General features: G+C 66.8%; 20 protein-coding genes, 3 pseudogenes and 1 riboswitch. Of the genes and pseudogenes, 16 read left to right on the top strand and 7 right to left on the bottom strand.

The window, feature by feature from the left end; translation table 11 throughout:
- On the bottom strand, window positions 1–702 hold the full coding sequence (gene msrA / locus ACFQBT_RS14600; RefSeq protein WP_377823733.1) for a peptide-methionine (S)-S-oxide reductase MsrA: 702 nt from the start codon (window positions 700–702) through the stop codon (window positions 1–3).
- Window positions 703–797: 95 nt separating this feature from the next.
- Here msrA and ACFQBT_RS14595 point away from each other — a divergent pair.
- The 3 genes and pseudogenes from ACFQBT_RS14595 to ACFQBT_RS14585 all read left to right on the top strand — a co-directional run bounded on the left by ACFQBT_RS14595 (window position 798) and on the right by ACFQBT_RS14585 (window position 5550).
- A pseudogene (locus ACFQBT_RS14595) lies at window positions 798–3804 on the top strand (glycine--tRNA ligase).
- Between the two features lie 204 nt (window positions 3805–4008).
- Window positions 4009–4392 carry a VOC family protein gene (locus ACFQBT_RS14590; RefSeq protein ID WP_377823732.1) on the top strand — a complete coding sequence of 128 codons (384 nt, stop codon included), beginning with the start codon at window positions 4009–4011 and terminating at the stop codon, window positions 4390–4392.
- Between the two features lie 10 nt (window positions 4393–4402).
- Window positions 4403–5550 (top strand): annotated as a pseudogene (locus ACFQBT_RS14585) (cystathionine gamma-synthase).
- A 58-nt stretch (window positions 5551–5608) separates the two neighbouring features.
- Here the strand turns inward: ACFQBT_RS14585 and greA are convergent.
- Together greA and ACFQBT_RS14575 are read right to left on the bottom strand one after the other, a co-directional pair.
- Window positions 5609–6097 carry a transcription elongation factor GreA gene (greA, locus tag ACFQBT_RS14580; protein WP_377823730.1) on the bottom strand — a complete coding sequence of 163 codons (489 nt, stop codon included), beginning with the start codon at window positions 6095–6097 and terminating at the stop codon, window positions 5609–5611.
- Window positions 6098–6283: 186 nt separating this feature from the next.
- The gene (locus tag ACFQBT_RS14575; protein WP_377823728.1) at window positions 6284–6646 is read right to left on the bottom strand and encodes a DUF4307 domain-containing protein; all 363 of its coding nucleotides are present in this window, start codon (window positions 6644–6646) and stop codon (window positions 6284–6286) included.
- Between the two features lie 20 nt (window positions 6647–6666).
- Here ACFQBT_RS14575 and mca point away from each other — a divergent pair, with 20 nt between their 5' ends.
- Window positions 6667–7668 carry a mycothiol conjugate amidase Mca gene (gene mca, locus ACFQBT_RS14570; protein ID WP_377823726.1) on the top strand — a complete coding sequence of 334 codons (1002 nt, stop codon included), beginning with the start codon at window positions 6667–6669 and terminating at the stop codon, window positions 7666–7668.
- Window positions 7668–7943: a hypothetical protein gene (locus tag ACFQBT_RS14565; RefSeq protein WP_377823724.1), complete on the top strand. Its 276-nt coding sequence runs from the start codon at window positions 7668–7670 to the stop codon at window positions 7941–7943. Before mca ends, ACFQBT_RS14565 begins: the two co-directional genes overlap by 1 nt.
- Before the next feature lie 7 nt (window positions 7944–7950).
- On the opposite strand, the gene trhA is transcribed toward ACFQBT_RS14565, so the two are convergent.
- Window positions 7951–8715, bottom strand: a complete 765-nt coding sequence (trhA, locus tag ACFQBT_RS14560) for a PAQR family membrane homeostasis protein TrhA (RefSeq protein ID WP_377823722.1) — start codon at window positions 8713–8715, stop codon at window positions 7951–7953.
- A 9-nt stretch (window positions 8716–8724) separates the two neighbouring features.
- Window positions 8725–9489, bottom strand: a complete 765-nt coding sequence (locus tag ACFQBT_RS14555; protein ID WP_377823720.1) for an isoprenyl transferase — start codon at window positions 9487–9489, stop codon at window positions 8725–8727.
- A 390-nt stretch (window positions 9490–9879) separates the two neighbouring features.
- Between ACFQBT_RS14555 and ACFQBT_RS14550 the strand changes: the two are divergent.
- The 9 genes and pseudogenes from ACFQBT_RS14550 to ACFQBT_RS14510 all read left to right on the top strand — a co-directional run bounded on the left by ACFQBT_RS14550 (window position 9880) and on the right by ACFQBT_RS14510 (window position 18758).
- Window positions 9880–11186: pseudogene (locus ACFQBT_RS14550) on the top strand (PhoH family protein).
- 165 nt (window positions 11187–11351) lie between these two features.
- Window positions 11352–12833, top strand: coding sequence for a Na+/H+ antiporter NhaC (gene nhaC, locus ACFQBT_RS14545; RefSeq protein WP_377823718.1), 1482 nt, complete (start codon window positions 11352–11354; stop codon window positions 12831–12833).
- Complete coding sequence (locus ACFQBT_RS14540) at window positions 12830–14287, top strand: basic amino acid/polyamine antiporter (RefSeq protein WP_377823716.1); 1458 nt, start codon at window positions 12830–12832, stop codon at window positions 14285–14287. Before nhaC ends, ACFQBT_RS14540 begins: the two co-directional genes overlap by 4 nt.
- A 55-nt stretch (window positions 14288–14342) precedes the next feature.
- Window positions 14343–15596 carry an arginine deiminase gene (locus ACFQBT_RS14535; RefSeq protein ID WP_377823714.1) on the top strand — a complete coding sequence of 418 codons (1254 nt, stop codon included), beginning with the start codon at window positions 14343–14345 and terminating at the stop codon, window positions 15594–15596.
- Window positions 15577–16689, top strand: coding sequence for a S1C family serine protease (locus tag ACFQBT_RS14530; RefSeq protein WP_377823712.1), 1113 nt, complete (start codon window positions 15577–15579; stop codon window positions 16687–16689). The genes ACFQBT_RS14535 and ACFQBT_RS14530 overlap by 20 nt, the downstream gene beginning before the upstream one ends.
- A gap of 121 nt (window positions 16690–16810) precedes the next feature.
- Window positions 16811–17152: an META domain-containing protein gene (locus ACFQBT_RS14525; protein WP_377823710.1), complete on the top strand. Its 342-nt coding sequence runs from the start codon at window positions 16811–16813 to the stop codon at window positions 17150–17152.
- A 21-nt stretch (window positions 17153–17173) separates the two neighbouring features.
- Window positions 17174–17566 (top strand): META domain-containing protein, encoded by a 393-nt coding sequence (locus ACFQBT_RS14520; RefSeq protein WP_377823708.1) that lies wholly within the window; start codon window positions 17174–17176, stop codon window positions 17564–17566.
- Window positions 17567–17681: 115 nt separating this feature from the next.
- Window positions 17682–18320, top strand: a complete 639-nt coding sequence (locus tag ACFQBT_RS14515; protein WP_377823706.1) for an aggregation-promoting factor C-terminal-like domain-containing protein — start codon at window positions 17682–17684, stop codon at window positions 18318–18320.
- Between the two features lie 36 nt (window positions 18321–18356).
- On the top strand, window positions 18357–18758 hold the full coding sequence (locus ACFQBT_RS14510) for a hypothetical protein (RefSeq protein WP_377823704.1): 402 nt from the start codon (window positions 18357–18359) through the stop codon (window positions 18756–18758).
- Window positions 18759–18761: 3 nt separating this feature from the next.
- Here the strand turns inward: ACFQBT_RS14510 and ACFQBT_RS14505 are convergent, their stop codons facing one another.
- Window positions 18762–19196 (bottom strand): (4Fe-4S)-binding protein, encoded by a 435-nt coding sequence (locus ACFQBT_RS14505; RefSeq protein ID WP_377823702.1) that lies wholly within the window; start codon window positions 19194–19196, stop codon window positions 18762–18764.
- Window positions 19197–19367: 171 nt separating this feature from the next.
- Between ACFQBT_RS14505 and ACFQBT_RS14500 the strand changes: the two genes are divergently transcribed.
- Together ACFQBT_RS14500 and ACFQBT_RS14495 are read left to right on the top strand one after the other, a co-directional pair.
- A complete protein-coding gene (locus tag ACFQBT_RS14500; protein ID WP_377823700.1) occupies window positions 19368–19541 on the top strand; it encodes a hypothetical protein in 174 nt (57 codons plus the stop codon).
- 12 nt (window positions 19542–19553) lie between these two features.
- Window positions 19554–20753, top strand: coding sequence for a peptidoglycan-binding domain-containing protein (locus ACFQBT_RS14495; protein ID WP_377823698.1), 1200 nt, complete (start codon window positions 19554–19556; stop codon window positions 20751–20753).
- A 25-nt stretch (window positions 20754–20778) separates the two neighbouring features.
- On the opposite strand, the gene ACFQBT_RS14490 is transcribed toward ACFQBT_RS14495, so the two are convergent.
- The gene (locus ACFQBT_RS14490; protein WP_377823697.1) at window positions 20779–21894 is read right to left on the bottom strand and encodes an LLM class flavin-dependent oxidoreductase; all 1116 of its coding nucleotides are present in this window, start codon (window positions 21892–21894) and stop codon (window positions 20779–20781) included.
- Window positions 21895–21964: 70 nt separating this feature from the next.
- Window positions 21965–22076: riboswitch (SAM riboswitch) on the bottom strand.
- Window positions 22077–22251 lie beyond the last annotated feature (175 nt).

The raw sequence follows: 22251 nt of genomic DNA, 5'->3' as shown, positions 1-22251 counted from the left end.
TCAGCCAGGCAGGATGTCCTGCTGCGCAGGCAACTGGTCCTGACGCACGATCCCCACCGGGCAGGTCATGCCCTTGAAGCCGTGGTTGCAGTATCCGCCGGGGTTCTTGTGCAGGTACTGCTGGTGGTAATCCTCGGCGTAGTAGAACTGGCCGACGTCGGAGGCCGGCTTCTCCTCGGTGCTGATCGCGCCGAACCCGTTGTCGTAGAGCACCTTCTGGAAGTCCTTGGTCGTCTGCGCGACCGCGGCCTCCTGCTCGGGCGTGGTCCAGTAGATCGCCGAGCGGTACTGCGTGCCGACGTCGTTGCCCTGCCGGTTGGCGGTCGTCGGGTCGTGGTTCTCCCAGAACGCCTTGAGCACCTCGCCGGCGCTGATCTGCTGCGGGTCGTAGACGACCATCGCGGTCTCGGTGTGCCCGGTGCGGCCGGTGCAGACCTCTTCGTAGGTGGGGTTGGGGGTGTAGCCGCCCATGTACCCGACGGCGGTGGTGATGACGCCGGGCAGACGCCAGAAAATCCGCTCGGCGCCCCAGAAGCAGCCCATCGCGACATAGAGCGTCGCGGAGCCCTCCGGGAACGGCGGGTGCATCGACGTGCCGAGGACCACGTTGGTGTCGGGGATGTCCGGCAACGGGTCGGGTCGACCGGGAAGTGCTTCCTGTGGCGTCACCATGGTGGCGGTGCGTCCGAATCCAAAGACCATGTCGTCGATTGTCTCATTTTGATCACGGATTGGCTCGCCCCGCGGGTGGCCGAAACCGATTCGGTGCCTCCCCTGGGGATGGGTAGCCTTTGCGGGTGCTGACCGTGCAAGACGCTTTGCTGACCCTGCAGAAATTCTGGACCGACCGGGGTTGCCTGGTCGTGCAGCCGTTCAACACCGAGGTCGGCGCCGGAACCATGAACCCCGCGACCATCCTGCGGGTGCTGGGTCCCGAGCCGTGGCGCGTCGCGTACGTCGAGCCCTCCGTGCGCCCCGACGACAGCCGGTACGGCGAGAACCCCAACCGCCTGCAGACGCACACCCAGTTCCAGGTCATCCTCAAACCGGATCCGGGTAACCCCCAGGAGCTCTACCTGCAGTCCCTCGAAGCCCTCGGCATCGACCTGGCGGCGCACGACGTCCGCTTCGTCGAGGACAACTGGGCCCAACCGGCCATCGGCGCGTGGGGTCTGGGCTGGGAGGTGTGGCTGGACGGGATGGAAGTCACCCAGTTCACCTACTTCCAGCAGGTCGGCGGGCAGAACCTCGAACCGGTCTCGGTCGAACTGACCTACGGCATCGAACGGATCATGATGGCCCAGCAGGGCGTCACCCACTTCAAGGACATGGTCTACGCACCGGGCGTGACCTACGGCGAGCTGTTCGGCCAGTCCGAGTACGAAATGTCGCGCTACTACCTGGACGACGCCGACATCGACACCAACCGCGAGCTGTTCGAGCGCTACGTCGCCGAGGCCGAGCGGCTCATCGAGGCCCGGTTGCCGGTACCCGCGCACACCTACGTGCTGAAGAGCTCGCACGCCTTCAACGTGCTCGATGCCCGCGGTGCCATCTCCACGACCGAGCGTGCCGCCGCCTTCGCGACGATGCGCCGGCTCTCGCGCGAGGTGGCCGGATTGTGGGTCGAGCGACGTGCCGAACTGGACTTCCCACTGACCAAGCAGGAATTGTCGTCGATGGGCGGTCTCGCAGCTCCCTCGCCCGAGCCCGCGGCGTTGCCTGACCCATTGCCCTCGGAGCCGGCGACCTTCGTGCTGGAGATCGGCACGGAGGAACTACCGCCGCACGTGGTGGACCAGGCCATCGAGCAGGTGCGCACGTTGGCGACCGAGGCGCTCGCGGACTCCCGATTGACGTACGGCGACCTGGCCGTGGCCGCGACCCCTCGCCGGATCGTGCTGACGATTCCCGCTGTCTCTGCTGCGGAGCCGGACGCGTCGACGTTGCGTAAGGGCCCGAAGGTTGCCGCCGCCTATGACGCGTCCGGCCAGCCGACCAAGGCGCTGCAGGGCTTTGCGCGGGGCCAGGGTGTCGAGGTATCCGATGTGGTCACAGCCGAATTCGACGGTGCGACGCACGTGGCGGTGTCGGTGGAACAGAAGGGCCGCACCGCGCCGGTCGTGCTCGGCTCGTTGATCGAGAAGGTCGTCGAAGGGTTGCGCGCCGACCGCAACATGCGCTGGTCCGATCCGCAGTTGGCCTACAGCCGCCCGATCCGCTGGCTCGTGGCGCTGTGGGGCTCGCTGGTGGTCCCCGCTCAGGTGTCGTCGCTGGTCACCGGCCGCACGACGTACGTGCAGCGGGGGATGACACGCCGCTGGTCGATGTCGCCTCCGCGACGGACCTCATCCCGACGCTCGGTGCGCACGGCATCGTCCTGGACGTCGCTGCCCGCCGGACCGAGGTCGTCGACCAGGCCACCGATCTGGCGCAATCGGTCGGTGGCACAGTTGATTTCGACGCCGAGTCTGCTCTGGTCGATGAGATCACCAACCTGGTCGAGCAGCCCGTCGGCATCCTGGGGTCCTACGGCGAGAAGTACTTGGAGCTGCCCGAGCAGATCCTGGTCACGGTGATGCGCAAGCACCAGCGCTACCTGCCGGTGCGGGATGCCGCGGGCAGGCTCAAGCCGTACTTCGTCACGATGGCCAACGGCGACTGCGATCCGGACGTCGTGCGCACCGGTAACGAGTCGGTGCTGCGGGCCCGCTACGAGGACGCCGCGTTCTTCTTCGACGCGGACCTCACGGTGCCGTTGGCCGACTTCCGTTCTGCCATCGACAAGCTCACCTTCGAGGAGCGCGTGGGCTCGGTGGCTCAGCGCGCCGACCGGATTGCCTCTGTAGCAACGAAACTCGCCGAAGGAGTGGAGGGCGTCGACGAGGTCACGCTGACCCGCGCCGGGGAACTGGCGAAGTTCGACCTGTCCACGCAGATGGTTGTCGAACTGTCCTCCCTGGCCGGCACCATGGCCAAGGTCTACGCGCAGCGGGCGGGGAGACCCCGGCCGTCGCCCAGGCCCTCTACGACATGGAGTGCCCGCGCACCGCCGGCGGTGCGTTGCCGGAGACGCTGGAGGGTGCGCTGTTGGCGCTGGCGGACCGCTTCGACCTGCTGGCCGCGATGTTCGCTATCGGCGCGAAACCGACCGGCTCCTCCGACCCCTTCGCGCTGCGCCGCGCGGCGCTCGGTGTCGTTGCCATCCTGCGCGCGCGGCCCGAGCTGTCCGCGATCACCGTGGCGGACGGCCTGAAGGCGGCTGCGGTGCGACTGGTTGCCCAAGGTGTGACCGTGCCGGGCGAATCCGTTGACGCTGCAGCGGAATTCGTGCGCGATCGGTTCGTACAGCAATTGCGTGACGAGGGTGTCCCGGCCGGGTTCGTCGACGCGATCGCGCCGCTGGCCGATCGGCCCGGTGCGGCTGAGCAGGCGCTGGCCGACATCGAGTCGCTGCGTAAGGACGCCGGCTTCGAGAAGCTGGTGGAGGCGACCCAGCGCATCACCCGGATCGTCCCGGGCGGCACGTCATCGGCGTACGACGCGTCGGTCCTGACCGAGCCGGCCGAGCTGCGGCTGGAAGCCCAGGTGGCCACGCTGCCGGATCAGAGCGCGGCTGGTCTGCCCGAATGGGCGGCGACCGCCGGTGACCTGACCGACTCGCTGAACACGTTCTTCGACGACGTGCTGGTGATGGCCGAAGACCCCGCGGTGCGCGCCGCCCGGTTGGGGCTGCTGCAGTCGATCGTCGACAAGGCGCCGTCCGGGATCGACTGGAAGGCGTTGTCCAGCGCGCTCGGGTGAGGCAGGGCGCCCGGTCAGGCGGTCTGTGCCGGTCGGTGCTTACGGTTGATGGACGCCTTGGCCGCGCGGGTAGCAGCCGCGGGCACCATCGACCTGCTGGCCCGCGGCTATCAGACTCGTGAGGTGGAGAAGGATCTCGAGGGCCTCCAGCACCCAGGGGTTTAACCCCTCGCGGTTGTCCGCGGCGGATGGTTGAGTGCGGGTATGGCCTCCCGCGCTTCAAACTTCTGCATCGACGCCGCCGACGCCTACGCCCAAGGGGTGTGGTGGGACCAGGTCCTGGAGGACTTCACCCTGGATCCGGAGGCCGAGCCAGGCGAGGAGGAGGTCGGGCTGACCGGGCCTGACGACCGCTTCCTGATCTTCCTGGAGGTGCCCGAGCCCAAGACGGTCAAGAACCGCATGCACATCTGCCTGCGCCCTACCGACACCGGCCGCGACGAGGAGATCGAGCGGATCCTGGGGCTCGGGGCGACTCTGGTGAACGACCTGCGCAACGGGGACAAAGGGTGGGCGGTGCTGGCCGATCCCGAGGGCAACGAGTTCTGCGTGCTGACGCCATACAGATCCTCGGGGGCCGACTCGTAGGGTGGAGACCATGACGGGTTTCTCGACCAAAGCCATCCACGCCGGCCAGGAGCCGGATCCGCGCACCGGTTCGGTGGTGCCCGCGATCTACCAGACCTCGACGTACAAACAGGACGGCGTCGGCGGGCTGCGGGAGGGTTACGAGTACTCCCGCTCGGCGAACCCGACCCGGGACGCGCTTCAGGAGTGCCTGGCCGAATTGGAAAGCGGCACAAAGGGATTCGCGTTCGCGTCCGGGCTGGCCGCCGAGGACGCCATCCTGCGGGCGGTACTCAAGCCGGGTGACCACGTGATCATCCCCAATGACGCGTACGGCGGGACCTTCCGGCTCTTCGACAAGGTGCACCGGCCGTGGGGCGTTGAGGTGTCGCTGGCGAAGGTGTCGCAGCCCGACGCCATCCGCGGGGAGATCCGGCCCAACACCAAGCTGATCTGGATCGAAACTCCGACCAACCCGCTGCTCGGCATTGCGGACATCGAGGCCATCGCGGCGGTCGCCCGGGAGGCAGGGTGCTGCTGGTCGTCGACAACACCTTCGCCTCGCCGTACCTGCAGAATCCGCTCACGCTCGGCGCCGACATCGTCGTGCACTCGACCACCAAGTACTGCGGTGGCCACAGTGACGTCGTCGGCGGCGCGGTCGTCGTGCGGGAGGCGGAGCTGGCCGACGCGATCGGCTTCCACCAGAACGCGATGGGCGCGATCTCCGGCCCGTTCGACTCCTGGCTGGTGCTGCGCGGCCTGAAAACCCTCGCGGTCCGCATGGAGCGGCACAGCGACAACGCCGAGAAGGTGGCCCAGTTCCTGGTGGAGCGCGACGACGTCACGCACGTCTACTACCCGGGCCTGGACTCACATCCGGGGCACGACGTCGCGGCCCGGCAGATGCGCCGCCCCGGCGGGATGATCAGCTTCCAGGTCACCGGCGGGCAGGACCGGGCACTGGATGTCGTCGGCGGCACGAAGGTGTGGACGCTGGGGGAGTCACTCGGTGGCGTCGAGTCACTGATCGAGCACCCGGCCAAGATGACGCACGCCTCCGTGGCCGGCACCGAACTGGCCGTGCCGGACGATCTGATCCGCTGCTCGGTCGGCATCGAGGACGCCGACGACCTGATCGCCGACCTGGCCGAAGCGCTGGATCGCACCCGTCGCTGACCGCTAACGCGACAACGCGCCGCGACGAAAATCGTCGCGGCGCATTGGTGTGCAGCAATCAGCCCTCGAAGGGGCTCGCCGAGACGATCTTGACCTCGACGGTCTTGCCGTTCGGTGCTTCGTAGCTGACCGTGGAACCGACCTTCTGGTCCAGGATGGCCGCGCCCAGCGGGGACTTCTCGCTGTAGACGGTCAGGTCGTCACCGGCGCCCTCGCGGCTGCCGAGCAGGAACTTCTCCTCGTCGCCGAAGATCTCAGCCGTGACGAGCATGCCCGGGTGCACCGTGCCGTCGGCCTTGGGAGCCTCGCCCACCGTGGCGTTGCGCAGCAACTCCTCCAGGGTGCGGATGCGGGCCTCCATCTTGCCCTGCTCCTCCTTGGCCGCGTGGTAGCCGCCGTTCTCCTTCAGGTCGCCTTCCTGGCGGGCCTCTTCGATCTTGGCGGCGATCTCGCTGCGACCGGTGGTCGTGAGCTGCTCGTGCTCGGCCTTCAGGCGGTCGAATGCGTCCTGGGTCAGGAACGTCGTGCCGGTGTCAGTGCTGGTCACGTCGATCTCCTCCAACTGGTATAAGACAAAAAAGGTAGGCCCGGACCCGCGGGTCGCCGCTTGCTGGAACTTTTCCAGGATGCGCGGCCGGTCTGCAGGTCCAGACCCGTTCGTGCAAGAACCTCCATTATAAACGACGCTCTGTGGAGCACCCGGCGATGGGGTGACCTGGGTCACCTGCCGCGCTCAGCGGTATTCGCAGGAATCCACTGTGGCCGCGACCGCCCGGGAGACCGTCGCGACCGAGCGGGTGTAGCGCGTCGTGGTCAGGTCGCTGGCGGGCAGATCCACCTGGAGTACGCCGACCTGCCCGTGATTGTTGTCGAGGGCTTCCAGCGTGCACCGGACCGGCCGGCCGCCCTGGTTGGTGACATCGAATATCACGTCGACCCGTGCGTCACTGACGACGTTGTGCCCGGCGTCGGACCACGCCAACCCCTTGGTGGCGGACAGCCCGAACCAAATGGCCGCCAGCACACCGAGGGTGATACCGATCGTGCCGACCACCCACCACTTACCGGTGCCGGGGGCGGGTTTTGGCAGGGCCATGGAATGAGACAATAGAGCGCGTGACTGGCTCGGATCAGACCGCCCTGGACTCTGCACGGGATGCAGACCGCAGCAGCCTTCGCCTGCTCGCGGTCCACGCCCACCCCGACGACGAATCCAGCAAGGGCTCGGCCACCATGGCCAAGTACACCGCGCAAGGTCACCGGGTGATGGTCGTGTCCTGCACCGGCGGGGAGCGCGGCGACATCCTGAACCCCAAGCTGGCCGACGACCCGGAGGTCAAACGGGACATGGCCGAGTACCGGCGCCACGAGATGGCCAAGGCCGCGCAGATCCTCGGGATCGAACACACCTGGCTGGGTTTTGTGGACTCCGGGCTGCCGGAGGGCGATCCGCGGCCGCCGTTGCCCGCCGGCAGCTTCGGGTTGGAACCGCTGGAGGTGACCGTCCCCGCCCTGCTGCGGGTGATCCGCGAGTTCCGGCCGCACGTGATGACGACGTACGACGAGAACGGCGGCTATCCGCACCCGGACCACATCATGACCCACGTCGTATCGCTGGCGGCGTTCAACGCGGCGGGCGACCCCACGGCGTACCCGCAGACCGGTCCGGCCTGGCAACCGCTGAAGCTGTACTACGACCGGGGCTTCTCCCGCGAGAAGATGCTGGCGATGCACGAGGCGCTGCTCGAACGCGACGGGGAGTCGCCGTTCGGGGACTGGATGAAGCGCTGGGAGGGCGCACCCCCGCCGCGCATCACCACACGCGTCGACGTCGCCGACTACTTCCCGGTCCGCGAGCAGGCGCTGCTGGCGCACGCTACCCAGATCGACCCGGACGGTTCGTTCTTCGCGCTCTCGCCCGCCGAGCAGGCGAACATCTGGCCGACGGAGGAGTGGGAGCTGGCGGCGTCGTACGTCCCGGTCCCGGCCGATGAGGACGACCTCTTCGCCGGAATCGACCCCGACACCGCGGACGCCCTGGCCAGCAAGGGCTCGTTGGACCTGGTCGTCGACGACATCCGCGAGACGACGCTGCCCGAGAATCTGCGGGTCGGCTGATGGGCGGCGACGAGAACGTCTCGACGACGGCCGGCATCTGGGGCTTCATCATCCTGTTCGCGCTGGCCTTGGCGTGCTGGCTGCTGTTCCGCAGCATGAACAACCGGCTGCGCAAAGTGCGCTACTCCGCGGCCGACGAGGCCCGGGACCGCGAAGCGATCGAAGTGTCGGAAGCGACCGGTGAATCCGAGCGGCAGGCGGCGATCGAGTTGGACGAGGAGCGCCTGGAGGAAAAGGGCGAAATCACCGAGACGGCCGACGAGGATCGGCAGTAGCGGACGGTCAGTGGGTGAGCGTCGCCGCGGTGACGTCGTGACCGTAGATGGCCATCGACGCCGCGACGTAGTGCGCGACGAACGCCAGGATGGTGAAGGTGTGGAAGATCTCGTGGAACCCGAACCAGCGCGGTGAGGGGTTCGGCCGTTTCGTGCCGTAGATGACCGCACCGATCGTGTAGAGCGCGCCGCCGGTGATGATCAGGGTCAACACCGCCGGGCCGCCGCCGTGCAGCATCGGCTTGATGTAGAAGACCGCGACCCAGCCGAGCGCCATGTAGACCGGGACGTAGAGCCAGCGCGGGGCGCCGGTCCAGAAGACCCGGAAGCACACACCGAGCAACGCTCCGGTCCACACGATGATCAGCAGCGATCGGGCCTCGTTCGGCGGCAACAGGGTCAGCGCGAACGGCGTATACGTGCCGGCGATGATCAGGAAGATGTTGGCGTGATCCATCCGGCGCAGTGTTGTTGCGGTCTTCGGACTCCAGTTGCCGCGGTGATAGACCGCGGACGTGCCGAACAACAGCACCGCGGTGACGGTGAAGACGATGGCGCCGACCCGACCGGTGGTGGTGTCGGCTGTTGCGATGAGGACGGTCCCGGCTATCAGGGCCAGCGGCGCCATCACCAAGTGCAGCCAGCCGCGTAGCTTCGGTTTGACCGCCGCGATCAGGGCCTTGGCGTCCTCGCGGGCGTCGGCGAGGCTGTCGCGGACGCCGTCCTTCATCTCGGACACGCTGGGCAGCTCGGGCAGGCTGGGCTTGTTCATGGTGGTACCTCAGGATCCGAACCGGCGGTCACGCTCGGCGTAGGCACGCAGCGCTCGCAGGAAGTCGACGCGTCGGAAGTCCGGCCAGTAGGCCTCGCAGAAATAGAACTCGCTGTGAGCGCTCTGCCACAGCAAGAAGCCACCCAGGCGTTGTTCGCCGGAGGTGCGGATCACCAGGTCCGGGTCAGGCTGGCCCTTGGTGTAAAGGTGCTGGGCGATGTGATCGACGTCGAGGTCGGCGGCCAACTCCTCGATCGTCGCGCCCTTGGCGGCGTGCTCCAGGAGCATGGAACGTACGGCGTCCGCGATCTCTCGCCGACCGCCGTACGGAACGGCCACGTTGACCAACAGGCCCTTGACGTCAGCGGTGTCCTCGGCGGCCTGTTTGAGCACGTTGGCGGTCCGCTCGGGCAACATGTCCAGGGCGCCGACCGGGTTCAGGCGCCACCGCCGAGCGGTGGCCAGGTCGGTGACGACCGACTCGATGATGCCGAGCAACGGGCGCAGTTCGTTTTCCGGGCGCGACAGGTTGTCGGTCGAGAGCAACCACAGGGTCACGACCTCGACGCCGACCTCCTCGCACCAGGTCAACAGCGGTTCGATGTTGTCCGCGCCGGCCTGGTGACCGCTGGCCGTGTCCGCGCCACGGGCCTTGGCCCAGCGCCGGTTGCCATCGAGCATCACCCCGACGTGGCGGGGCAGGTTGTCCTTGGGCAGGTCGCGGGCCAGGCGGCGCTCGTACACGCCGTACAGCACATCGCTGATCCGGACCATTGCCCCTGTTCCTAACCATTGAGTAAGTACTCGCCGTAACCCGAACCTCAGGTTAGCCCCGAACGGGTGGGCCCTGCACGGACTACCCGGCCAGGACAACGCCGATGGCGGACTTTGTTCGACAGTGCGAAGTCCGCCGTTCCGGTTGGTCAGCCACGCGCCGTACGCCGTTAACAGAAACGTCACACACCGATGGGCGAGGCGCAGCACAATCACCGCCGGTCTGCCGTAGCGTTCCGAACACGACCACATCTCGTGGTCGAACGGAAAGGCCCACTGGATGCAGCTGCTTCGGCTGCGGAACAGAGGGCCGGTTGCCCTCGGTGGGCTTATCCGGTCACTGTTCCGCAAGTGATTGCGCGGTTATCGACCGCGCGCCGAGGAGTGTGTATGAGCATCAACGCCCAGCCCGGCCGCCGCACCTACGTCCTGGACACTTCGGTCCTGTTGTCCGATCCACGGGCTTTCACCCGCTTCGCCGAACACGAAGTGGTGCTGCCTGTGGTCGTGGTGACCGAACTGGAGGGTAAACGGCACCACCCGGAGCTGGGCTACTTCGCCCGCTCCGCGTTGCGGTTGTTGGACGATCTGCGCGTGCAGCACGGGCGTTTGGACGCCCCGGTGCCGTTGAACGACGGCGGCACACTCCGCGTCGAGCTGAACCACACCGATCCGCAGTCGCTGCCCTCCGGATTCCGGCTCGGTGACAACGACACGCGCATCCTGGCGGTGGCCCGCAACCTGGCCAACGAGGGTCACGACGTGACCGTGGTCAGCAAGGATCTGCCGATGCGGGTCAAGGCTTCCGCGGTCGGGATGAACGCCGAGGAGTACCGCGCGGAGCTCGCGGTCGACTCCGGGTGGACGGGTATCACCGAGATCGAGGTCGGTGACGCCGAGATGGCCACGCTGTACGACGAGGGACGGCTCGAGCTGGCGACCGCGGCTGAACTGCCCTGTCACACAGGCGTGGTCCTGCTCGGCCCGCGCGGCTCCGCGTTGGGTCGGGTCACGCCCGACAAGTCGGTGCGGCTGGTCCGGGGGATAGGGACGCCTTCGGTCTGCACGGCCGCTCGGCCGAACAGCGCATCGCACTGGACCTGTTGCTCGACCCCGATGTGGGCATCGTATCCCTCGGCGGGCGGGCAGGAACCGGCAAGTCGGCGCTGGCACTGTGTGCCGGCCTGGAGTCGGTGATGGAGCGCCGGCAGCACAGCAAGGTGATCGTCTTCCGACCGCTGTACGCCGTCGGCGGTCAGGAGTTGGGCTACCTGCCCGGCACCGAGAACGAGAAGATGGGGCCCTGGGCGCAGGCCGTTTTCGATACCTTGTCAGCCGTCGTGTCCCGCGAGGTGATGGAAGAGGTCGTCGACCGCGACCTGATCGAAGTCCTGCCGCTGACCCATATCCGCGGTCGTTCGTTGCACGACGCGTTCGTGATCGTGGACGAGGCGCAGTCGCTGGAGCGCAACGTGCTGTTGACCGTGCTGTCGCGGATCGGGCAGAACTCGCGCGTGGTGCTCACCCACGATGTCGCCCAGCGCGACAACCTGCGGGTCGGCCGCCACGACGGGGTCGCCGCGGTCATCGAGAAGCTGAAGGGCCACCCGCTCTTCGCACACGTCACGCTGCACCGCAGTGAGCGCAGTCCGATTGCAGCGCTGATCACGGACATGCTGGAAGGCCCCGACGCGTAGCGGATCCCGACAGCACCCTTGCGATCGGCCGGTCCCCGCTGGGGCCGGCCGATCGGCGTACCGGCGGCATCTCGGATCGGTGAACATTTGGGAACTTAGCTGTGCACAACCCCCCAATGTGTGCACTATTCGAAGAGGGGCAGTACATCGAGCTCAGGGGGAGCCGTGGATGAACCGTTGGTAAAGGAGCGGGAGCCGTCACTGTCCGATGCGCTCATTCCGCTCGGTGCACTGGCGGTGCTGATCGCCGGATCGCTGGCCCTGTTCGGGTTGGACGCCCTGGACGGACCCATCCAGGTGGCGCTGCTGTTGTGCTGCGCAATCGCCGCGCTGGTCGCGATCAAGAACGGGCACCGGTTCGACGCGGTGCAGGAGGCAGCAAAGGGTTCCATCGCCTCGGTCACCAGCGCGATCTTCATCCTCTTTGCCGTCGGCGGCCTGATCGGGGTGTGGAATCTGTCCGGCACGATCCCGACCCTGGTCTACTACGGCATCCAGGTGTTGTCGCCCGGATTCTTCTATGCCGCAACGGCTTTGATCTGCGGCGTGGTGGCTCTGAGCATCGGCAGCTCCTGGACCACGGCGGCCACCATCGGGGTCGGACTGGTCGGGATCGGCGATCTGTTGGGGGTGTCCCCGGCGATCACCGCAGGCGCGGTCATCTCCGGTGCTTACCTGGGGGACAAGACCTCTCCGCTGTCGGAAACCACCATCCTCACCGCGCAACTGGCCGGAGTGGACGTCTACGAGCACATCAAGCGGCAGGTGTGGACGTCGGTACCGGCGTTTGTGATCGCGCTCGTCGCCTTCACCGTCTTCGGCATCGTGCGGCCAACCTCGCACTCCGACCTGGTCACCGAGACCGACCTGGACAAACTCAACCAGGTCTTCTCTATCACGCCCTGGGCGCTGCTGCCGCTGGTCCTGTTGATCGTCATGTCGTTCAAGAAGGTGCCGGCTTCCTTGGCGTTGCTTGCCTCAGCACTCTTCGCCGGAGTTCTGGGCGCCTTCTTGCAGCCGAAGGTCTACGCCGATTTCATCGGGCACGGCGGCAACGTGGTGATCAACTCGATCAAAGCGGTGTGGCGCGCTCTGGCCAACGGGTTCTCGATCAACACCGGGATCACCGATGTCGACCGGCTGCTGTCGCGCGGCGGTATGGACAGCATGCTGATGACGATCTGGCTGATCCTGGGCGCGGTCACCTTCGGCGCCATGCTGTCCGAATTCGGATTGATCGAACGACTCGTGCAGCCGATGATCTCCGCCGCGACGTCCACCGGACGATTGTTCGCCACGGTGTTCGCGTGCGCCTTCGGGCTCAACCTGGTCGCCGGTGACCAGTACATCGCGCTGGTCCTGCCCAACCGCATCTTCAAGGCCGAGTTCGCCAAGCGGGGGTTGGCACCGACGAACCTGTCACGGCTGGCGGCGGACAGCGGAACCGTGACTTCGCCACTGGTGCCGTGGAATTCATGCGGCGCTTTCATGGGTGCGACGCTCGGAGTGGCTACGTTGAGTTATGTGCCTTATGCCATCTTCTGTTACGCCAGCCCGGCACTGAGTGTGCTGTATGGGTTCACCGGATTCCGGATCGAACGGATCGAACCGGCCAGTTCCTCCCTCGCCGAGGAGACAAAGTCATGAGCATTGAGCAGGACGTCGTCACCGCACCTGTTGACGAGCAGAAGATGAGTGTGCCGACCCTGACCGCCATGGTGGTCGGCTCCATGGTCGGCGCCGGCGTCTTTTCGCTACCAGCCCGGTTCGGAGTCGCCACCGGCATCCTCGGCTCGTTGATCGCCTGGGCGATCGCCGGCGCCGGCATGCTGATGCTGGCCTTCGTCTTCCAGAATCTGGCCATCCGGCGCCCGCAACTTGACTCGGGCGTGTTCATCTACGCGAAGGCGGGATTCGGCGACTATGCCGGGTTCAACTCCGCGATCGGCTTCTGGGCCAGTTCCGTTGCGGGTAACACGTTCTACTGGGTGTTCATCTGCGCCACGCTCGGGGAGTTCTGGGGCGGGTTCGGGGACGGCGACACGGTGCTGGCGGTGCTGCTCTCCAGTGCCGGCGTGTGGTTCTTCCACTACCTGATCGCCCGTGGCGTACGGGACGCGGCGATCGTCAACCGGATCGTCACCGTCTGCAAGATCCTGCCGATCCTGGTCTTCATCATTGTGCTGCTGGTCAACTTCAAAGCCGGTGTCTTCAAAGACAACTGGCTGGCCTCGACCTACGGTGACCTGGGGAACCTGAACGAGCAGGTCCGCAACACCATGTTGATCACCACCTTCGTCTTCATCGGGATCGAAGGGGCCAGCGTCTATTCCCGCTTCGCCAAGCGCCGCGAAGACGTCGGTAGGGCAACGGTTCTCGGCTTCCTCAGTGTGCTGTCGATCTTCGCCTTGGTGACTTTGTCCAGCTACTCGGTGATGCCCCAGCCGGAACTGGCAGGGGTGCGCCAGCCCTCGATGATCGGCGTCTTCGAGTCCGTGGTCGGGGAGTGGGGCCGGGTCTTCATCAGCATCGGCGTGCTGGTCTCGGTCCTCGGTGCCTACTTGGCCTGGACCTTGATGGCGGCCGAGGTGATGTACATCCCCGCCCGCAGCGAGGACTTCCCCAAGTTCCTCGGCGTGGAGAACAAGGCGGGTACGCCGATCACCGCCTTGATCGTGACATCCCTTGCCGTACAGGCCCTGCTGGGCCTGACCTTCGTACTCACCGACGCGCTGAACTTCATGCTGGATCTGTGCACCAGTCTGGCGTTGTTGCCCTATCTCCTGGCCGCCTCCTACGCACTCAAGATCGGCATCACCGGCGAAGGGTACGACGGGGTGTCTGATCGAATCCGACGCAAGGAGACGATCTTTGCCGGGATCGCGGTGGCCTATACGTTGTTCCTCTTCGATGCGGCCGGGCTGAAATTCGTGCTCCTGTCGACGCTCATCCTCGCCCCGGCCACCCTGCTCTACGTGAAGGCCCGCAGCGAGCGCGGCCGACGCATGTTCACGCCCGTCGAACTAGGCGTCTTCGGCCTGATCGCGCTCGGCGCCATCGCCGGGGTGGTCGGTCTGTGGACTGGCGGGATCACCATATGACCTCACGGACCGCTCAGCACGACCTGGAGACCGGCTCCCTTCGAAAGGTGACACCATGACCGAATCCGTTGTATCGACGTACGGGGTCCACTCCGAGGTGGGCCGGTTACGCAAGGTCCTGGTGTGCGCGCCGGGACTTGCCCACCGGCGGCTGACCCCGACGAATGCCGCCGAGTTGTTGTTCGACGACGTGATGTGGGTGGAGAACGCCCAGCGTGACCACGCCGACTTCGTCAACAAGCTGACCCAGCGGGGTGTCGAGGTCGTCGAACTGCACCAGCTCGTGGCCGAAACCCTCGACGTGCCCGGCGCCCGTGACTGGATCCTCGACCGCAAGGTGATCCCCAACCAGGTCGGCCTCGGACTGGTCGATCCGACCCGCGCCTATCTGGAGACCCTGACCTCCGCCCAGCTCAGCGAGTACCTCATCGGCGGCCTGGCCACCAACGATCTGCCGGAGGACTTCCGCAGCCCCTACCTGGCTCTCGCGCGCGAATCCGCCGGCGTACGTGAGTATCTGATGCCGCCGCTGCCGAACACTCTCTACACCCGGGACACCACGTGCTGGCTATACGGCGGGCTCACGATGAACCCGCTCTACTGGCCGGCGCGCACCCAGGAGACGCTGCTCTACAAGCTGATCTACAGCTACCACCCGGACTACGTCGGCTCGAAAATCTGGTGGGGTGATGCCGAACTCGATTGGGACGAGGCAAGTTTCGAGGGCGGCGACATCATGCCGGTCGGCAACGGGGTGGTGCTGATGGGCATGAGCGAGCGTACCTCCCGCCAGGCGATCACCCAGGTCGCTGAAGCGCTCTTTGCCCAGGGCGCCGCGGAGAAGGTGGTTGTCGCGGGAATGCCGAAGCTGCGAGCGGCCATGCACCTGGACACTGTGTTCACCTTCGCTGACCGCGACGTGGTGACTGTTTATCCCACGATCATGGACGCCGTGCACACGTTCACGCTGCTGCCGAGCGACAGCGCTCCTGGCGTGGATGTCATCGATGAAGGCTCGACACCCTTCGTGGACGTCGTGGCCCGCTCGCTCGGGTTGGATGCACTGCGGGTGATCGAAACCGGTGGTGACGTCTACCAATCCGAGCGTCAGCAGTGGGACAGCGGCAACAACGCCGTCGCCCTCGAGCCCGGGGTCGTTTTCACCTACGACCGCAACACGGTCACCAACACGTTGCTGCGCAAAGCCGGCATCGAAGTGATCACCATCGTCGGTGCCGAGTTGGGCCGCGGCCGCGGTGGTGGGCACTGCATGACGTGCCCGATCAGCCGTGACCCCGTCGACTTCTGAAACTCGGAACCGGGCGTCCTTCGGGCTCCTCGGGCTGGGTGCGGCGGCCCTTGCGGGTCTGCTCGCCGGGCTTCTGGTCTGGGGTCTGTGGACCCTCGGCCACGACTCCCCAGCGTCTTCGAACGCCAGCGTGTGCGACGTGACGAAGGTGGCCAGCGACGTACTGCCATCGGTGGTCACGATCGCGGTGGCCGGACCGTCCGGTTCGGGCACCGGGTCGGGCGTGGTCGTGCGTACGCCGATCGCCGGGGCGGGAGGCGCGGCCTCGGCGCCCGCGGGCCGGGACTACGTAATCACCAACGACCATGTCGCCGCGCCGAACGGCGCGACCGGTCAGATCCGGGTGACCTACGCCGACGGGCATTCCAGCGCAGCCACGCTCACCGGACGTGATCCGCTGACCGACCTGGCCGTCGTGAAGGTGGAGGACCCCTCGTCGAACGCGCGCCCGATCACGGTCGGTGATTCCGCCGATCTGGTAGTCGGGCAGGGGGTCGTGGCGCTCGGGGCGCCGCTGGGCCTGTCCTCGACGGTGACCAGCGGCATCGTCAGTGCCACCGATCGCTACGTGCGGGTGCCCTCGGAGTCCGGCACGACCCACCATCTGATCGGTGCCGTGCAGACGGATGCGGCGATCAATCCCGGTAACAGCGGCGGTGCGCTCGTGGACTGCGCGGGGCAGCTGGTGGGTATCAACTCCGCCGGGGCGGCCCCGGGTGGTGACGGCGGGAGTGTCGGTCTCGGATTCGCCATCCCCTCAGGGTTGTTCGCGCCATTGGCCACCGAGATGATCAGTACCGGTGCCGTACGGCATCCGACGCTGGGTGTCCAGGTTGCGGCCGTGACCCAGCAGATGCACGCACAGTACGGGTTGCCGGCAGGGCTCTTCGTGCAGGCGGCGACGGCTCCCGCGGCCGACGCCGGGATCGTCGCCGGGGACGTCATCACCGCGATCAACGGCTCGCCGATGCGCAGCCCTGACGATCTGATCCAGGTCGAACTGAAGTCCGCGGTCGGCGACGAGGTCACGGTCTCCCTCGCTCGCGGGTCCCAAACCCGCGATGTCACCGTCCGGTTGGCGTCTGCATCATGATTTCGTTGGTTCCTATCGCAGGAGGTTGGTCGTGCGGCGATTGATGGTTGTGCTGGTCGCGTCGTTGCTCACAGGGTGCTCGTCAGGGTCGTCCGGCGTCGAGGAGCACCCTCTGGATTCGATGACCGCAGTGGATGGTTCGACGTTCCGGTCAACGCAGGTGACCGGGCACGACCTGGTCGACCAGACCTCGATCGTGCTTACTTTCGACGGCGACCGCTTGTCGGCCAACGCCGGGTGCAACCAGATGTCGGCCCAAGCGTCGGTCACCGACGGCAAACTGAAGTGGGTCGGCCATCCCATGAGCACGATGATGGCGTGCGATGAGGCCAAGACCCGTCAGGATGCGTGGCTGACCGAGTTGCTCGTCGGTGGCGTCCAGGCGCAGACGGCGCCGCGCCGGCTGATCCTCACCGACGGCGACATCACGGTCGATCTGGTCAATGAGGCCACGACCAAGTGACTTTGGGACCAGACTGCGAATATGACTGATGGATTCACACCGTACGAAGAACCCACCGCCGACGTCGTCGGTCAGCTCAACGGTCGCTCGTTCGTGAGCACCACGGTGACCGGGCACGACCTGGTGACCGACAGCACCATCGGACTGTCCTTCGAGGACGGTCGCCTCGCCGCACGGCCGGGTTGCAACAACTACAGCGGCCCGGTGGCCGTGACCGATGGCACCCTCGCGTGGTCGGGCCCGGCGATCTCGACGCGGATGGCATGCAGTGAAGAGCTGATGGCCCAGGACGACTGGTTCAATGACCTGCTGACCAACGGCGCCGTCTTGGCGGTCGGGGAGAACTCCATCACGTTGACGGCGGGCGACGTCAGCGTGGAATTCGGCGAGCTGCAGCCGCGCGACGAGAGCTGAGCCGACGCCCCGGGGGTTGGCTGATTTGCATGCCCGCCGGTGATCAGCGACAGTGGCAAACGGTCTCGTTTGGATAACGGGACCGTTTCGCTGTCCCTGACGGAAGAGGCTCTCGATGACTCGCCGGGTTGGCCGGCACCGCGCGCGCCGCGGTGTCCGTGCCGCCATCGGTCGCCCGGCGGCGGTGCCGGTGACCGCCTTCGCGCTGGTGTGCGCCGCGGCAGCGGTTCACCAGACCGCCGGTGCAGCAAACGCGCACGCTCCGACGGTGCAGGCCGCCGTTGCGGTCACCCCCGGCTCGACCCCGCAGGCCTCGCTGTCCGGGCAGGCTGAGCACCAGTCGTCGCGCTCGCAGAACCGCCCCACGCTGCCGGTGGTGCCTGCGGCCAAGGCCGTGACGGCCACCCCGTCCGCCTCCCCGAAGGCTTCGGCCGCAGTACGCCCGGCCAGCCCCGCGCAGGCCCAGCGGATGGCACGCAGCATGCTCGCGGCGTACGGGTGGAGTCAGACCCAGTGGCCGTGCCTGAACAAGTTGTGGACCCAGGAGTCGTCGTGGATGACGACCGCGGAGAACCCGTCGTCGGGCGCCTACGGGATCCCGCAGTCGCTGCCGGCCGGCAAAATGGCGACCGTCGGGGCCGACTACCGCACCAACACGCGCACCCAGCTGACCTGGGGGATGCAGTACGTGCGCGATGCCTACGGTTCGCCCTGCGCGGCCTGGGACTTCCACCTCGCGCACAACTGGTACTGATGGGTCGCAGGCAGCGGATCTGCGAGAATGAGCGAGATGTTCCGCAATCGTGTCTTCGCCGTCTGCTACTGGCTGATCACCATCGCGCTCGCCGTCGCGGGCGGGGTGTGGGGCGCTTCGTTGCTCGGCTCCCAGTCACCGGAGTTCCACGATGACGGCAACGGAGTAGTCGCCTCGTCGGCCTCTCATGTGCTGTTCGAGGTGCTCGGCGGCGTGCTCGGGGCGGCCATCGTGCTGGCGATTGCGTCGCTGATCTGGTTCTTCCTGTGGTGGCGCGCCCGGCAGGACGGCCTCATCGCCGACCAGGACGACGACGATTACGACCTGTCACTGGACGACGTCGACGACATGATGGTCGATGAGGACTCTTCCGACGAGGTGTACGACGTGGAAGAAGAGTCCTCCGCGTCGCCGGGCGACGGCGCCGGCCGCGGCTAGCGGTCAGTCGGTGTGGCCGCAGGTGTTGTCGCACAGCAGCCACAGCTTGGAGGCGCCGCAGCCGCAGGAGGTCAGCCGGGTCTCATGCTCGGCGACGTAGTTGACGTCGGCCGGGATGTCGGTGATGTCGAGGTCGCCTTCGATCATGACGGCGCCGTCGGCGGAGGCGGTGATGGCGGTGGGTCTGGTCGGTTGCTCAGCCGGCCCGTCGATCAGGCGATACTGCAAAGCGCCACTGTGGCAACGGCGTACGACCTCGGCCAGTTGGGCCGGGTTGGCGTTGTCCGGTTGGATCCAGGGGCGTTTGGCGGTATCGAAAACCGCGGGTAGTCCGTGCACACACTCCGCGTAGTGGATGCACCGTGTGGCGTCGTAGGTCACCTCGATGCCGGCGCCGACGTAGCGCTTGCCCTGCTCGAACGGCGTCTGACTGGACATCGTGACCTCCCGGGGTTTGCGGTCGTCGCGGCCGCGATCGGTGGCTGACCCTCACGACGGTAGTCAGGTGCGGTACGTCGCGCGACACGCGAACCCACCGCGGGGTATCAGGACCACCGGTCGGTTGCTCTTCATGGTCGTCACGGTGGGCGCCCGAAAGGAAGACCGGCGATGAGCGAAACGGACGAAACGGGTCAGCCGGAGCCGACCCCCGAGGCCGAGCACGCACGCCGTCGGGTACGGCGGGGAGCGATCCCCAGCACACCCGAGCAGCGTGCAGAAGCAGCGCGCTACGACCCGGCCGCGGCCGACCGTGACGATCCCGATTCAGAAGAAAGCCATTGAAGGAGCACAACCATGCCTGGTCAGACCCTCGGCCGCGGAGCGATTCCCACGCCGACACACGTCATGAAAGCGGCCGCCCGGCACAAGGCAACGATCGCGGCACCGCCTTCGTACCTGGTGAGACCGGCGCGAATCTCCATGTGGGGTAACGACGTCCACGGTGACTGCGTGACCGCGGAGGAGGCCTTCGCCAAGGCCTGCAATTCACCGGAGATCTTCATCACCGACCAGCAAGTCATTGCCTGGGCGACCCGGCACGGCGTCCTCGAGGGTGCTCAGCTGGTGTCGGTGATGGACACCATGCGCACCGACGGATTCACCTCGGGCAGCTACGAATACAACGACGGTCCGCACTACCTGGTGGACTACACCAACTCCGGGAATCTGCACAGTGCGATCAGTCGAGGACCGGTCAAGCTCGGCATTGCGGCCAACCAGGTGGAGCAGGCGTATTGGGGGAACGACGGCCACACCGGTTGGTACGGAACGGGTTTCACCACCGACGACGCGGAGGACCACTGCGTGTCGCTGTGCGGATACGGCACCGTGGGTTGGCTCGCGGGCAAGCTCGGGGTTCCGGTGCCGGCCGGTGCTCAGGCGTCAACCCCGGCGTACGCCATGTTCACCTGGAACTCGATCGGCATCATCGACGCAGCCTCCATGATCGCGGTCACCCAGGAGGCGTGGTTGCGCACGCCGACAACCATCACCACGCGCAACTCCAATCCGGGTCAGCCGACGATCCAGCAGGGCGCCACGGGCGATGCGGTCAAGCGCTTGCAGCGGGCGCTACGGCGTACGCCGAACCTGGGCGTGGTCGTCGACGGCAACTTCGGGCCGCGCACCAGGGCGGCCGTGGTCGACTTCCAGCAGGGTGCAGGGCTCACGCCGGACGGGATCGTAGGCCCGCTCACCTGGGCGGCCCTGCCCGGCGGGGGAGCGATGCCGACCCTGCAGCAGGGCGCTTCGGGTGCCGTCGTCACGCATCTGCAGCAGGTGCTCACCACCGGTGCCTCCGGTCAGTGGGGCACCACGCCCGGCGGCGTGGACGGCCAGTTCGGACCGCACACGGCGGCGTCGGTGAAGGCGTTCCAGCGCTGGGGCGGCGTCGCGCAGAACGGCGTGGTCGCCGACCCCACGTGGGACGTGTCGTTGCACGCGGCCAGCGCCGACCTGGAGACGCAGGTGGGGTTGCAGTTTGCCGCCCCGTGACGGCGACGGTCTCACCGTCACGTGCTCACCCCGTGGCCAGGGCGTGCGAGACGGCCCCGGTGGCCACAGTTGCTGCTGCCTGCTTCTGAGCCGGCGGACCCCAGCCCCACGGCGGATCGGGGATGTCGCGCCGCAGGGTCGGCGCGATGTCGGACTGGAACAACGCCAGGCTGTCGCGATGCTGCTCCGGGGTCAGGCCACCGGCGTCCGCGTGGACGTGCAGCACACTGTGGCCGAACTGGTCGTGGTAGCGGTGAACCTTGTCGATGATCTGCGCCGGGGAACCGATCAGGGCTGAACTGTGCTCGACGTAGTCTTCGAAAGTGGTGAAGACCTGCGGCACCCCCGCCCGCCTCTGTGCAGCCGAATTCCCCTCCCACACAGGACGATAGGTCGCCAATGCGACCTGCGAGTTGCGGTGCGAGTAGTAACCGGCGGTGCCGGCGCCCACCGTGGCCCGCGCCGGGTCGTGGCCGTAGTGGGCCCACCGCTGCCGGTAGTAGTCGATGAGCTCGGCGTAGGGCTCGATCGGATTCGTGACGTTCGCGGAGAACAGCGGGTCGCCGTACCGCGCGGCCAGATCCACCGACTCGTGACTTGTCGCCGAGCCATGCCAGATACGGATCGGGTGCTGGTAGGGCTGCGGCCACACTTCGGCGTCGCGCAGCGGCGGACGGAACTGGGTGTCGTAGGTAATCCGGTTGTCCTGCCACAGGCGGCGGAACACTTCGAACGACTCGGCGTTGCGCGCCCACTGGTCCTCGGGCGTCACGTTGAAGAGGTCGCGCTGGGCGGCCCCGTTGCCTTTGCCGATGATGAGTTCGAGCCGGCCGCCGGAAAGATGATCCAGGGTCGCGTAGTCCTCGAACGCGCGCACCGGGTCCAGCAGGCTCAGGGTGGTCACTGCCGTGAACAGTCGAATCGACCGGGTCCGTGCAGCGATGTGCGAGAGCACGACCGTCGGCGAGGAGGAGATGAACGGGCGCTCGTGCCGTTCGCCGACTCCGAACCCGTCGAAGCCCAGTTGCTCTGCGAGGAGTGCGTTTTCGATGACCTCTGCGAAGCGATCATGGGTGGATACCTGGTGGCCGGTGACGGGGTCAGGGGCATGGACGATGAGGGTGATGGCGAGGAACTTCATGTCGTCTGCTGCCGGTCGCTGGTGGTGTCAGTCATGACGGAACCTCCGTTGTCAGGGTCCCGCGGCGGAGACCACGCGCTTGCCACGGGGTTGCCGCAGCCGGGCTTTCACCTGGAGCACCCCGCCGCGGGTGGGAGGGTTGCCGGTCAGCCAGCCAGGGCTTGTCGCTGACACTCGTTGCCGTGTGGCACGTTACCCACGACGGGCCAGGAGAACAAATGCCTACTGCCTGACTAGACAATGGTGGCGCCACGCGCGGGACTGGTCCGGCACCCCCGTGTTGGACCATGAACGGTTGTGGGGGATTGTGATCTGTCTCACCATCTGCCATAGTCGGTTAATCGTTTATACGAGGAG

Origin of the sequence: Branchiibius cervicis (genome assembly GCF_042661605.1) — a bacterium.
Lineage (GTDB): Bacteria > Actinomycetota > Actinomycetes > Actinomycetales > Dermatophilaceae > Branchiibius > Branchiibius cervicis.
The sequence above is the reverse complement of the archived record's forward strand: the minus strand, read 5'-3'. Positions and strand labels throughout refer to the sequence as shown.

Coding starts and splice junctions, on each gene's coding strand:
- msrA (WP_377823733.1), bottom strand. CDS start 702: ATGGTCTTTGGATTCGGACGCACCGCCACCATGGTGACGCCACAGGAA.
- ACFQBT_RS14590 (WP_377823732.1), top strand. CDS start 4,009: ATGGCCTCCCGCGCTTCAAACTTCTGCATCGACGCCGCCGACGCCTAC.
- ACFQBT_RS14575 (WP_377823728.1), bottom strand. CDS start 6,646: ATGGCCCTGCCAAAACCCGCCCCCGGCACCGGTAAGTGGTGGGTGGTC.
- ACFQBT_RS14565 (WP_377823724.1), top strand. CDS start 7,668: ATGGGCGGCGACGAGAACGTCTCGACGACGGCCGGCATCTGGGGCTTC.
- trhA (WP_377823722.1), bottom strand. CDS start 8,715: ATGAACAAGCCCAGCCTGCCCGAGCTGCCCAGCGTGTCCGAGATGAAG.
- ACFQBT_RS14555 (WP_377823720.1), bottom strand. CDS start 9,489: ATGGTCCGGATCAGCGATGTGCTGTACGGCGTGTACGAGCGCCGCCTG.
- ACFQBT_RS14540 (WP_377823716.1), top strand. CDS start 12,830: ATGAGCATTGAGCAGGACGTCGTCACCGCACCTGTTGACGAGCAGAAG.
- ACFQBT_RS14535 (WP_377823714.1), top strand. CDS start 14,343: ATGACCGAATCCGTTGTATCGACGTACGGGGTCCACTCCGAGGTGGGC.
- ACFQBT_RS14525 (WP_377823710.1), top strand. CDS start 16,811: ATGACCGCAGTGGATGGTTCGACGTTCCGGTCAACGCAGGTGACCGGG.
- ACFQBT_RS14520 (WP_377823708.1), top strand. CDS start 17,174: ATGACTGATGGATTCACACCGTACGAAGAACCCACCGCCGACGTCGTC.
- ACFQBT_RS14515 (WP_377823706.1), top strand. CDS start 17,682: ATGACTCGCCGGGTTGGCCGGCACCGCGCGCGCCGCGGTGTCCGTGCC.
- ACFQBT_RS14510 (WP_377823704.1), top strand. CDS start 18,357: ATGTTCCGCAATCGTGTCTTCGCCGTCTGCTACTGGCTGATCACCATC.
- ACFQBT_RS14505 (WP_377823702.1), bottom strand. CDS start 19,196: ATGTCCAGTCAGACGCCGTTCGAGCAGGGCAAGCGCTACGTCGGCGCC.
- ACFQBT_RS14500 (WP_377823700.1), top strand. CDS start 19,368: ATGAGCGAAACGGACGAAACGGGTCAGCCGGAGCCGACCCCCGAGGCC.
- ACFQBT_RS14495 (WP_377823698.1), top strand. CDS start 19,554: ATGCCTGGTCAGACCCTCGGCCGCGGAGCGATTCCCACGCCGACACAC.
- ACFQBT_RS14490 (WP_377823697.1), bottom strand. CDS start 21,894: ATGAAGTTCCTCGCCATCACCCTCATCGTCCATGCCCCTGACCCCGTC.